The sequence below is a fragment of the Actinoplanes sp. NPDC051861 genome, from assembly GCF_040681145.1.
Lineage (GTDB): Bacteria > Actinomycetota > Actinomycetes > Mycobacteriales > Micromonosporaceae > Actinoplanes.
Genome location: NZ_JBFAYE010000015.1, coordinates 125,148 through 137,641 on the forward strand (window position 1 = coordinate 125,148; position 12,494 = coordinate 137,641).

7 protein-coding genes and 1 tRNA gene are annotated in these 12,494 nt (G+C 65.9%); 4 read left to right on the forward strand and 4 right to left on the reverse strand.

Annotation, left to right across the window (positions count from 1 at the left end; genetic code table 11):
- Positions 1 to 65: 65 nt before the first annotated feature.
- From AB0M02_RS31805 to AB0M02_RS31815, 3 genes are all read right to left on the reverse strand, one after another.
- Complete coding sequence (locus AB0M02_RS31805) at positions 66 to 521, reverse strand: Rrf2 family transcriptional regulator (RefSeq protein ID WP_067692535.1); 456 nt, start codon at positions 519 to 521, stop codon at positions 66 to 68.
- A 65-nt stretch (positions 522 to 586) separates the two neighbouring features.
- Positions 587 to 1,477, reverse strand: coding sequence for an AraC family transcriptional regulator (locus tag AB0M02_RS31810; RefSeq protein ID WP_364233550.1), 891 nt, complete (start codon positions 1,475 to 1,477; stop codon positions 587 to 589).
- A gap of 197 nt (positions 1,478 to 1,674) precedes the next feature.
- Positions 1,675 to 2,106 (reverse strand): SsgA family sporulation/cell division regulator, encoded by a 432-nt coding sequence (locus tag AB0M02_RS31815; protein ID WP_014446635.1) that lies wholly within the window; start codon positions 2,104 to 2,106, stop codon positions 1,675 to 1,677.
- Between the two features lie 309 nt (positions 2,107 to 2,415).
- Here AB0M02_RS31815 and AB0M02_RS31820 point away from each other — a divergent pair, with 309 nt between their 5' ends.
- Positions 2,416 to 2,790 carry a TIGR02611 family protein gene (locus AB0M02_RS31820; RefSeq protein WP_364233552.1) on the forward strand — a complete coding sequence of 125 codons (375 nt, stop codon included), beginning with the start codon at positions 2,416 to 2,418 and terminating at the stop codon, positions 2,788 to 2,790.
- Between the two features lie 51 nt (positions 2,791 to 2,841).
- Positions 2,842 to 2,913, forward strand: a tRNA-Val gene (locus AB0M02_RS31825).
- 474 nt (positions 2,914 to 3,387) lie between these two features.
- Here the strand turns inward: AB0M02_RS31825 and AB0M02_RS31830 are convergent.
- On the reverse strand, positions 3,388 to 9,456 hold the full coding sequence (locus tag AB0M02_RS31830) for a LamG-like jellyroll fold domain-containing protein (RefSeq protein WP_364233554.1): 6,069 nt from the start codon (positions 9,454 to 9,456) through the stop codon (positions 3,388 to 3,390).
- Between AB0M02_RS31830 and AB0M02_RS31835 the strand changes: the two genes are divergently transcribed.
- On the forward strand, positions 9,456 to 12,116 hold the full coding sequence (locus AB0M02_RS31835; RefSeq protein ID WP_364233557.1) for a polymorphic toxin-type HINT domain-containing protein: 2,661 nt from the start codon (positions 9,456 to 9,458) through the stop codon (positions 12,114 to 12,116). The genes AB0M02_RS31830 and AB0M02_RS31835 overlap by 1 nt on opposite strands.
- Positions 12,113 to 12,421: a hypothetical protein gene (locus AB0M02_RS31840; protein WP_364233559.1), complete on the forward strand. Its 309-nt coding sequence runs from the start codon at positions 12,113 to 12,115 to the stop codon at positions 12,419 to 12,421. The genes AB0M02_RS31835 and AB0M02_RS31840 overlap by 4 nt, the downstream gene beginning before the upstream one ends.
- The last annotated feature ends 73 nt before the right edge of the window (positions 12,422 to 12,494 follow it).

Sequence of the window (12,494 nt, forward strand, 5' to 3'; positions counted from 1 at the left end):
CGGAACGCTCCCATCTCGGTTCTGATGGGCGGGTTGGTTCCCGATCGCTCGCATTCACAAACGTGTCAGCGTGGCTGCCAGGCGTCGGGACGCGTCGTCAGCTTGCGTACGTGTGCCGGCATCCGGCCGCTGATCAACTCGGCCAGGCTCACCTCGTCGACGACCTCCCGGACAGCGGCGCGCACCGCCACCCAGAGGTTCGGCAGGTTCTCGGCGGCCCCCGCGTACTGCGTCTCCTCGGGGCGCAGGCCGCGCACGCCGGCGAGCGGACCGTCCACAGCGCGCAGGATCTGGCCGATCGTCACGTCCCGCGGTGGGTGCGACAGCGTGTAACCGCCCTCGGCACCGCGCTGCGCCCGCACCACGCCGGCGCGCCGCAGGTCAGCGAGCACCGCCTCGAGGAACTTGCGGGGCATTTCCTGGTCTTGGGCAATGGCCTGGGCGGACATCAGTGACGGGTAGGCCTGCGCCAAACTGAGGGCGGCCCGGACCGCGTAGTCGCCGCGCGCGGAGATCTGCACGTGACTATCATGCCTCGCCCTCGCATCCCGGATGCACATACCCCAGGGTTTTGTGGGAATTACCCTCAGTCCGTCGGCGGTCGCTGTCCGGGTATGCCGCCCGGACGGTCCACGGAGAACTGTGCGCGGAACTGGCCGGGGCTCAGGCCGGTCTCCCGGTGGAAGAACCGTCCGAAGTTGGTCGGCTCGCCGAATCCCAGGCTGCGGCCCACCTCGGCGACCGAGAGCGGGGTTGCGGCGAGCAGGCGCCGGGCCTGCAGGGCGACGCGGTCGTCCACCACCTGCTTCGCGGTGCGGCCGGTGAGGGCCAGGCTTGCTCTTGTCAGCGTACGGACGGAGCAGCCCAGTTCGGCCGCGTAGTCCTCGACCCGGCGGGTGTGGGGGTAGCCCTCCTCGAGGCGGCGCCGGAAGCGCTCGAAGGTGCGGGCCTCGACGTGGCCGTCCGGTGGGGTGCCGGGTGCGAGCAGGGCGATCCGCAGCAGCAGCGCGGCGAGTTCGTGGCGGAGCAGCGCCTTTTTTTCGGCGGCCTTCTCCGCCGCTTCGGCGGTATCGCGGGCCAGGTGCTCGAAGGCGGCGCGGAAGGTCCCCGGGTCGGGCAGCGCCAGTGGGGTCTGCGCCGGGCCGGTCGGGTCGTCCGGCGCCAGGCCGGGCAGCTCGTCCGGGCCGAAGAGCCCTGGGCGGAAAGTGATCGTCGACGCCGGGTCCTCGGCCGTGGCCGCCTCGAACCGGGCCGCCTGCCCCGGGCGCAGCCACAGGAGCGTGCCCGGCTCGCAGGTGTGCGAGGCGAAGTCAACTTCGGCGTGCAGGGGCCCCGCGATCGTGAGGACGAGCGCGTGGGCGTCGAGCAGAGCGGCGGGTGAGCCGGCGGCGACCGGAAGAGAACAGCTTCCAATGCCCGCCCATCCGGGTGTGATCGCGGTGGGCGCCGGCGACGTGAGATGAATGAGTGTCGGCATCGACGCTGACGGTAACCGTCGACGACCGTCAACGCGACCACTAGCGCACTTCCCGAGCGATTTGTCCGATTTCCTGCTCGGTATTCGCTATACGTTCGATTCCGATCGCTTTTCGGAGATCACTTAAATTTCGGGATAAAGCGCGACCCGCGTAGACCGGCAGTGTCCACGCGGGTCGCCCTATTTCTGTTGTCGCTCTATCGGCCCGCCAGCAGTCGGTTGACCGCCGCGTCGACGTCCAGGTGGTCGGACTCGCGGCCCCGCGGCACCACCACATAGGTGCGCCGGAGAAATCGGACCAGGACGCTGCGCGGAACCTCGAACAGCGCGTTGCCGTCGGGCGACGACAAGGCCAGAGCGACGAAATCGCCCCGCGGCGTGGCCCACGGCCACACCCGGACGTCGCCGATCCCGGCCGGCTCGTCGAGCCCGGTCACGAGAAGCTCCCGCGCGAAGGACCAGCTCACGGCTTCCCCACCGGCTGATTCTGCGTGGAACAACACATGTACGGCATAAGGGTCGGCTGGGTCGTACCGCAGACTGGCGCGCACGGGCAGTGCCGTCGCATCTGGCGCTACGAGCCGCAGCGAGGTTTCGACCTCGACGGTCGTTGGACGAATGGTACTCATGGACGAACTCCCCCCGGCACCGCTGCGAGGCTGGTGAACCCCGCGTTTCCCATACTCAGGTGATCCCTGTCATTACGCTCCGCCATACGCTGATCTCACCCAGTAGTGGGAAGACGGTTCCGAAAACGCCACCGCACAGGACGTAAAGCGATATCTTGTCCTGTTCTGCCCAGGTACTCGGTTCCGCCCGGCGTCGGGTGGTCCAGCAGTTGACTTACTCCGGTAACGTCCATTCGTCCCAGGCGGTGACGGGGCTCCGGGACACTGGGGGATGAAATGGGTGTAAAACCGGACGTGAGGGCTACGAACGTGCGTCTGCTCGACCGTATCCGGTCAAACTCCACCGGACGTCTGGCTCTGAAGATCGGTATCGGAGTTGTCGGCGGCCTGGTGGTGGCGATCGGCATCGTCCTGATCCCGTTCCCCGGCCCCGGCTGGGCAATCGTGATCCTCGGCCTGGCCATCCTGGCCATCGAATTCGTCTGGGCCAAGAACCTGCTCGCCTTCACCAAGAGGCACGTACAGAGCTGGACCCACTGGGTCGGCCGGCAGAGCTTGGGCGTCCGCGCCGTCATCGGCGTCCTGGGCGTGATCTTCATCAGCGCGGTGGTCTGGACGGCGGTTTACCTGAGCATGGACATCAACCTGGTTACGTGGGCCCTGGATCTGGTGGAGAAGTGGTGACCCCGGGTTTACGTCTCCCGGCGGCCGTCCGGTAGAGTCTGGGTTCGTTGAGGGCGATTAGCTCAGCGGGAGAGCGCTCCGTTCACACCGGAGAGGTCACTGGTTCGATCCCAGTATCGCCCACGAGTATTGCTAGCTGCGAAGACGCTCGGTCTTGTGATCCACGAGGCCGGGCGTTTTGTCATGTTTGTGGGAGCAGATTGGGAGCAGTGCCTTGACTCCCGAAGAGGCCTCCTTCGGGGAAGCTCGCTGACCGGGCTGTCGAACAGCGTTCAACAGCGCTGAAGGGCCTCCAAGGTCTTCGTGCGGTGGTGACCACTCCTGTCGTTGCTCCTGTGACCACGACGTGTTCCGCGACGTGTTCAGGTGCCGTGCCGGGCAGCGCCGTAGGGCGCCGTACGCAGCCCGGCGGCGGTCAGCAACGTCGCCTCGGCTTTACTGGCCTGTGCTGTATTACCGAGTTCTGTCCGCTGGCTGACCACCACTCGGCGGCAGGAGCCGTCAGTTCGTCAAGTCTCGGCCACCGCAGTTGACTCCCGACGAAACGACCCCCGCGAGGGAGACCTCGCGGGGGTCAGGATCGACTGAAGGTCAGCCTTACGGCGATTCCTTCCGCATCAGATTGTCGATGTTCTCCGGTGTCAGGGCCTCCTGGTAGGCGACGACGTCGTCGATGTCGCCCTTGAAGTAGTCGGTGTCGAGGTTGTTCCACCGTGCGCGGCCGACTGTGAAGGCGCCGGTCGAGTTCCAGTTGGCCGTGTGTGCCACCGGGACGCTGGCCGGCTTGCCGTTGACGTACAGCATGGCCGTGCCGGCGGCCGCGTCATAGACGGCGGCGAGGTGGGTCCAGGTGTTCAGCGCCGCCGGAACAGCGTCCTGGACGTGGGTCGAGACGGGGGTGGTGCCGTCTGCGGTGGGCAGGACGAACCGCCAGCACTTGCAGGTGATGCCGTAGTTGAGCTGGAAACCGCTCGAAACGGTGCCGGACTGGCCGACGACGTTGACGAACCGGGTGTCGTCGGTCAGTCGGGCCCAGGCGGCGACGGTGAAGGACTGGTCGGTGCGCAGCCGCGCTCTGGTGGTCACAGCGCCGCTCGTGCCGTTCAGGGTGATCGCGCCCCGGTCCTTGTCGGTGCCATCCGTCGTGCCGGCTGGGTTCGGGTGTCCCTCGTCCGTCTTCCACGTCACGCCGCCGGTGAAGGTTCCCGGCGCGTCGGGATCACGCCCGGAGGAGTCCGTCGCGGTGGCCGGCGAACTTTGATTCTCGAACTGCCAGGACACGACCGGTTGTCTCGGCGCCACCTCAGACCTGAGATCGCCCTCGAGCAAGGCCCGTTGCCACACGCGCACCTCGGCGATGTCGCCGGCGAAGCGGTTGCGGCCGCCGCTGATCTCCGTCGTTCCGTTCGGGTCATGGAACGGGTGCACATCCTGGACGCCGGCCTGCGACTTTCCGTCGACATAGAGCGCGAGGTTGTTGACGGATGCGTCGTAGACGGCGGCCAGGTGGGTCCAGACGCCCGTCTTCGGCGGCTCGTTGGAGACCGCGTCGTTCCATACGACCGTGTCGCCGGAGGCCGCTGACGGCATCTGCGCCAGCCACCTGTCGTCCGCCTTGCGGTACTGGAAGTACAGTGCCGCATTGCCGCCGGTGTCACGGACGAAGACGTTCCGGTCCTGTGACCGGTCGGTCAGCCGGACCCAGGCGGTGACGGTGAACGTCTTGGCCGTGTTGAGGGGAAGCCCGGTAACGGCCCGGCTTGTCGACCCGTTGAACGTGCCGGACTTGATATCCGGGCGCCGGCCGAGGGACCACGTCACATCGGTCAACTGCGCGTCGTGGTACACGCCGCCGACCCCGGTGGTGTCGGTGCCGTCTCCGTTCAGCAGCCACTCACCGACAGGGCTCCCGTCGTCTCCACCGGTCACCGCGCCGTCGCCACGGACACCGTCGATCTGGTGTGCCTCCTGGGCGTACTGCAGGGCCAGGCTCTGGTAGTAGAGATCGTTCGGGCTGCCACCCGACAGGAGCTCTGGCCTGACCGTAGCAGTGCCCTCAACGGTCACGGCAGCGGCGAAGTCGATCGCGCCGTCGGCGTAACCCCCCATGTTGGGCACCCCACCGCCACCCATGATGTGCGCGTTGACGAGTTGGCGCGCTGCCTCCTGAGCCGCGGTGTAGGCGCCGGCGAAGGGAGGCAGCGTCGCGACATACACCTTCAGCGTGCGGCTGGAGGATGGAACGTGTATCTCGTGGTCGAGTGCGTCGTCAGTCCTGTACTGCTGCAGCTGCGCGGCCAAGGCGTTGAGCTTCGTGTTGACCGTGTTGGCGCACGTGTCCGCCGTGCCGGTGCAGGTGAGCAGGTCGCTGGTGCCCGCCGAGATCAGCACAATACGTGCGTTCGTCTGACTGATGATGTCCCGGTCGACCAGGCCGTACGCGTTTTCCGGCAGAAGGCGGTTGGCCACCCGTGGCAGCAGGAGCTTGTTGCCCTGGCTGCTGCTGCCGAGATTCAGCACACCGGTCCGGATCGGGTAGCGGGTGCCGTACTCGTCGCTGGACAGTGCTGTCGCCAGATGATCGCTGAGCTGGCTCAGCCCGTCGCCCGCGGCGGTGTCGGAGTTGACGGTCTGATCGCCGTAGAGCACCAGAGCGCCCTTCGGGTCGTCAGCCGGGGTGCTGACGTCGACGCCCGCCAGGAACGGGATCCCGGTCATGGTCGAGCGGGTGAACCGTCCACCGTCTACCGTACCGGTGTGGTCAACGCCGTCGGAGGCGCTCACGTACGCCGGTGACCTGGCATTCCCGTGTCCGGCCAGGCCGTCGGCCGCTAGCCCGCGAACCTGCAGACTGACCAGCACCGTCGCCTGGTCCGGAACGGTCAGATCGATAGGGTCGCTCAGCACGTCGGTACCGGCAGGGAGGGTGACCGCAGTGGCTCCGCCGAATGTGAGCGGCACCGGCGTGTCCATCGCCGTCGCGTCGGCCGTCGCGGGGTCCTGCAGCGCTATCGAGGCCGCATCGAAAGTGATCGGTTTGGTGCCCTGGCTGTTGGCGAGGCGGACCCGTACCCGGCCGGGGTCGGTGCTACCGATGCTCAAATGTGCCGGGATGCGCAGGGTCTGCGCGTTCAGCTTGGCGATGCCGGTCGGAGACTGGACGGCGCCCGTGTCCTGCGCGGCCGCCCAGCTGCCTACCCAACGGGTCTTGTCCGCTCCGCTGCCTGTGCTCGAGACCGGCCTGATACCCAGACCGAGGATGTGCAGCGAGTTCACGCCGCTCTGGACGGTGTTTGACACCAGCGGCAGCGAGACGCTGGCGACCCGTGCGCCGGGGCAGACCAGGGGAACGCTGATAGCGATGACGCTCGGGGTGACACCGGAGTAGGTCTTGTCGCCGGCTTTGTTGCGGGTCGGCATGACGAGCACGGTGTTGCCGGTGGGGGCGTAAGCCCAGTCGGGCATCCAGTCGATGGTGTAGGCCTGCGAGGAGACATTGCAGCCGCTGTCCTTGGCGTAGGTGATGCGGCCTGTGGCGCCCTTGAAGTCGCCGTTGACCGAGAAGCCGAGGAAGACGACGGCGTTGCCCTTGTTCACTACGCCGCTGTCGGGAACGGTGACCAGCTGACCCGCGGCGAGCATGTTGTCGTTCGTGCCGTCACCCCAGCTCGGCGGCAGCTTGATCGCGGCGCCATGTGCGGTGACTGTGCCGCCGGGGGTCCATCCGGCATTCCTGAAGTCGCCGGCGTTCAAACTCCAGCCCCAGCCGTCGGCGTCGGCCTCGGTCACTGGTGGGGTGGCTCCCGGGGTGTACGTGCTGATCGCCTTGCTGTTCAGGCAGTCCTTGGTGTCGTTGATCGGGCAGCCCACGACTCTGTTTAGCCGCAGCACGTCGATACCCGCCTGGTAACCGCCCGATGCGGCGTTCTTGCCGATCAGTTTGAGGGTGAGAGTGTGCACGCCCTTGCCGAGAACGATCGGCACGTTCGAGGCGTCCTTGATGAGGCCGAAACTCTTGTAGACCGTCGTGACCCGTGTGGAGTACGCGTCAAAGTCCGTGGTGAGAACGGCCGGTTTCGTCCGGCCGTCGTCGATCGTCAGCGCGTATCTGCCGTAGTCGGGCGCCGTGGTCAGATTCGCGCCGATCTCCCAGACACCCGCCTGCGGGATGTTGAACGAGAAGACGGCACTGTCACCGGACGCGACCTTTGACGTCGTCGACTTGTCCGAGAGCATCGCTTGAACCCCGTGGACGAACTGGTAACCGGCCCCCTGAGGCTGGGGCGTCACATAACCGGTCGTGCTCGTGGTGGTGGCTTTCGGCACCTCGGTCGTGGTGCCGTCGCTGTTCGTCGCCGTCCAGCCGTAGTGCAACCCGTCGCCGTACGCGTACACCGGAGTGGAAGTGCCGGCAGTGAACCCGTATTCCGTCTGAGCCGAGGTCGATCCCGCCTGATCAACCGCCTTAGCTCTGACGATGTGCGTGCCCGCGATGCCGGGGGCGAAGCTCGGTGCGGCGGTGCCGTTGAGGGACACGGTTCCGGTGCCGTCGTTGTTGTCGGCCTTGGCGTAGTAGACGGCGCCCCTGGTGATCGTCGTGCTTGCGGTCCACGGGGTGATGCTGGAGTTGTACACGACACCGTTCAGATCACCGTCGAGCGTGAACATGTAGCCCTTGACGTTGTTCTTCCCGTCGGTGCCGAAAAGGAAGCGTCCCTTGTCGGTGAAGTTGTCCCCGACCATGCCCTGGGGAAACTGTGTCGACTTGATCGTTGGTGGGTTCGGTGCGCTCAGGTCGACCGTGAAGTACATGTAAGGGCCCCACGCGGGCGCCCACAGGCCGTCGGCGTTCTTGGCCGTCACCCGCCAGCGGTATTCGCCGTCGGGCAACTGCGTGGGGACGGTCCAGTCCGAGCCGTTCTTGTTGTACGTGGTGGCGCCGGGGCCGTATCCGTACGTGACCAGCCGTCCCGTGGCCCTCTCCTCCACGTGGCAGTCGATCATCAGGTTGCGCTCGATGCCGTTGGGGAAGCGGTTGGTGGCCCGCCACCGCAGTGTTGGCGTTCGGGAGGTGGTGATGACCTTGCCGCTGTCGGTGGACGAGGGGAACACGTGCTGCAGGCCGTCATCCGGGTTCAGCGTCGGCGCGTAGCTGTACCTCACGGTCAGACTGGCGCCGCCCTTGTACTGGAGCTGCTTCCAGGAATATTTGTCGTTCATGTTCTTTGCCTCGATCAAGAAGTACGCGGCGTCCTTCTTGGCGTTGGCCAGCGACTGGATGTGGCCGGTGACGTCGAACGCGAACGAGCTCGGGCTCGCGGCTGGCTTCGAGGTGCCGCAGTTGAGCTCGCGGCCCATCTGCGTGCCCAGCAGCGCACCGCGCGAGGGCTCCTTGCCCCAGTTCAGCGTTGATGAGGTCCACCCGGCCGGAGTACCGGTCGCATACAGGACCGCTGCGGTGTCGTAGCACGAAGCCGACCAGCGGTGCTGGAAATACATTAGAGCGGATTTAACGGTGGCGCCTTTGATGCCCGCTGTGTTGATCTTGTAGTAGGAGCGGGCTCGTTCGCCGTCGCCGTCGGGCCAGTCGTCGAGGCCGAAGCGAGGGCTGTAGGCCCCGCTGGTCGCTGTCGAGTTGTAGACGTTCCAGCCGTTGCTGGAGATGCGTGCCCACGCCGACTGACTGCCATTGAAATTGACGCCCCAGTCGGGGTCGACGAAGACGGGATACTTGGTGGTCTTCGCGATGAGCAGGGCGTTGTCCAGGGTCAGCGTCTGCTTTCCGCCGCCGAACGCCAGTTGCGCCCGGGCCCGGTTCCTCCCGTAGAGAGCCGCCGCCTCCTGCGTTGCCTTCGGGCTACTCAAAGCCCTTGCCATGGCGCCGGCCTCGGCGGGATCGTCGCTGGTGGGCGTGCTGTCCCACATCAGCGCCGTGTTCGCACGGAAGATGGTTCGGCCGGTGCGTGGGTCGGCGGCCTCCGCACCGCCGTCGCCGGTGGCCGCGATCTCGAGGCCACCTCCGTTGAGGCCGAGGCTGAGCCTGCGCACATCTGCGTTCTCGGCCGCCTCCCGGGTCTTCAGAACGAAGATCGACGAATATCCGGTGGCGTTCGCGGTGACCTGCAGGTCCACATCGGGCAAAACATTCGCATAGGTGGCGGTGTCCTCGACGACGGTCGGCTCAGGGAGTTTCCTCAGCCAGGTGAAGCGCAGTGCCTTTCCGCCGCTCTTGAGACTGACGAGATCGGTGGTCTTGCCGCCGCCGAACGAGACGTCGGCCGCCGCTGCCCTCGGCGCGTACGAGCCGTCCTTGCGCCGGACCAGGGTGGTGTCGATCGCAGTCCACTTGCCGCCCTTGTTGACGCGCTGCGGTGTGACCGAGTACGTCGTAGCGAAGGTGCCGTCCGGGCCGGCTGTCGTGGTCGAGTACGCATCGGTGAGTGCGGGGACAGGTGTCGCCCGGCCGCTCTTCTTCGCCGTTGCCAGCGCCTCCGCAATGGGCTTCGCCGCGTCCGGCACGGCCTCGGCGGGAACCGTCTGATCCGGTGCCTGGCCGACCGGCTGGGTGGCTCGCGTGACCGGATTGGCGGGAGGCGTGGTCGGCTGCGGTTCAGGCGGGGCTGCCTGCGCGGGGCCGGCTACCGCGAAAGTCGCGGAAGTGATCAATGCGGCGACCGCCGTGCCGAATGGCAGTGTGCGGCTCCGGTGCGTCGGAGGTTGTCAGCCAGGAGGATCCCGAGGCCGGCGGACTGCCGGGCGAGGTCATCACCTACACGCGCGACCGGCTCGGCGCGCCCGTCAAGACCTCGGGCGTCGACCTCTACGTCGCGGACAACGTCTACACGGACTTCGGGCAACCGTCGCACGTGCGACTGGGTGACAGCACCAACGAGGTGCAGGCGATCTATGCGTACGACGAGCACACGCTGCGCTTGACCGGGAGGTCCATCCACCGCAGTAAGGGCATTGGTCCGCTGATCGACGAAACTCGCTATACCTACGATGACGCGGGCAATCCGCTGTCAGCCGTCAACAAGCAGTCGGAGACCGGCAACACCGTGACCGACGCCCAGTGCTACCGGTACGACGGCCTGGCCCGCCTCGTCAACGCGTGGACCGCGGCCGGCGACTGCCCCGGGGCCTCTACTACCCAGCCGACAGCCGGCGGGGTGTCCAACACGGTCGGCTCCTACTGGCAGACCTATTCCTACAGTGCGATCGGTGACCGCGAGCAGTTGGTGGAACACTCCGCCAACGGCGGTGCCGACATCACCACCACTTACACGAACGGCACCTCCTCCGGCGGGCAGCCGCACACGCTCACCGAGACGAAGGGCGGGGGCGACCCCACCAAGTTCGTCTATGACGTCGCGGGCAATCTGCTCAGCCGCACCGCGGCCAGCGGCAACAACCAGACGCTGACGTGGGATGCCGAGGGCCGACTGGCCCATGTGACCACGACCGGGGCCAACGCCGGAACGACCAAGTACCTCTACGACGCCGACGGCAATCAGTTGATCCGCCGCGACCCGGGCCGAACCAGTCTCTTCGTGGGCGACTCCGAGATCGTTGTCAATACCGGCGTCAGCCCGGCCGTCGTTCTTGGTGCCGTCCGCAATTACAGCCACGGCGGCGCGGGCGTCGTCGCGATCCGCTCCACGCTGCCCGGCGGTGGCACCTCGTACCTCTTCAACGACCGGCACGGCACCGCGAGCCTTTCCATCGACACGAGCACGCAACTGGTCTCCCGCAAGCAGTACAAGCCGTACGGCGAGGACCGTGCCAACGCCAACCCAACAGCCTGGCCTGACTTCACCCGCGGCTACCTCCACGCGCCGAAGGACGCCGCTACCGGGTACACCGATCTCGGTGCTCGCAAGTACGACCCGGTGCTCGGCCGCTTCATCAGCGCCGACCCGCTGCTGCAGCCGGCCAATCTGAACGAGCTGGGCGGATACACATACGCCGGAGACAACCCCATCACCCTTTCCGACCCAAGCGGCCTGGCCGGCGACACGGGCGATGGGTCCGGCAACGGGGTTCGCTTCAACCCGGACACGGGCGCGGTCATCGGCGGCGGCACCGGCAATGTCTACGACGGCACCGACAAGGCCACCAACCCCGGCGGCAACAACAACGGCGGTGGAAACGACGACAAGCAGGTCAACCTCAGCGACCAGCCCGTCGACGTCCCCGAGGCGCTCAAGCAGGTCCTGCCGGACTACCAATACCAGTACAAGGACTACACCGTCGGCAAGCTGGCCGAGTTCGCGAGCAAGAGCAACGACAACTGGTATCTCCTGTGCGCCCACATGGCGTCGGACTCGACCGAGTGCCTCGGATCGAACCCCTTCGCACGCAAACGCTCCAGGACGGAATCACTGCTCATCACCGCGGCGATCGTCGGCGCCATCATCGTCCCGTTGGTATGCACCGTGGCAGCGGCAGGCTGTGTCTCGGCAGCCATGGCCATCGCCGACGGCGAGGCAGCCGCCATCATGTACGGCGGAGGGTCGGTACTCGGCGCGGGCGGTGCTGTCACCGGTGCGGCGGCAGGCTCGAAGTTGCTCTCAGCAGCGTGCAGTTTCTCGGGAAACACCAAGGTTCTGCTCCCCGACGGGACAACTAAGGCCATCGAAGATGTCGAAGCTGGCGATGAAGTGCTCGCGGCCGACGCGGAGGACGGCGAGCAAGGTGCTCGGGCGGTCCAAAAGCTCTGGGTTCACGATGATGACCTTTATGTCCTGACCATCGACGGGAACCGGCTCGTCACCACTGAGGATCACCCGTTTTGGAACGTGACCGATCGCCGCTGGGAGGGTGCCGAAGAGCTTGATCGAGGCGACCTCGTCCGAACTCCTACCGGGACCGCGCGCGTTGACGGCTTTGATATCTCGGACCACCGGTACGCCAGCGCCTATAACCTTACGGTCGCAGACCTGCACACGTACTATGTGCTCGCCGGCAACGTGCCGGTTTTGGTCCATAACGTTGGGTGCGGGCCGTCGTCGTACTTCCGTGGCGCCCGAGGCGGAGCGCCGAGCTTCGTGCCGAGGCCAAACGATTATAAGGTCGACCCTACGACCGGATTCGTGAAAGAAACTCACGGTGTATCGCTGTTCGATAATGCTGACAGTATTTCAAGCAAGGGTTTTGAACCGCATGGACTCGATATGGATTCGGTGCCCGGTACGCTGCGCATTATCCAGCGCGGAAGGGACCTGAACCATTATGAAATCGTGCCTGCGCCGGGGGCTAACCTTACCCCTGAAAGATATACCGAAGAACTTTCGAAGATTAAGTGCATGTGCGGTGGGGGCGGGTGACCGTGGCAAAGTCGTATGAAATCAAGTTTCCTGAATATCTCGATGGCTATGAGGCCGAGACCGAGGCAAAAGGATACTTGGTGGGAGTGGCAGTCATTGCGGGCGGTCAGATGTTCGAATTGACCGTTTATGACCGAATCCGCTTGAGTCAGGAACTCGATGACGAACTGAACTCGGACCGCGCTTTCTTTGCGGTATCTAATCTCCTCGTCGTTGCATCGGTAACAAAGGCTGAGATTTCAATAGCAGTAGAGGCGCTGGCGAAGGGGAATTTTCAGGAATTGGTGCCAAGCCTCGCGGTATAGTTGACGTTGTCTCGCGCTTGCGCATAGGCGCCCTTTCTGTGGTGTGCCGGAGCGCCTGCTGAACTGGGCGATT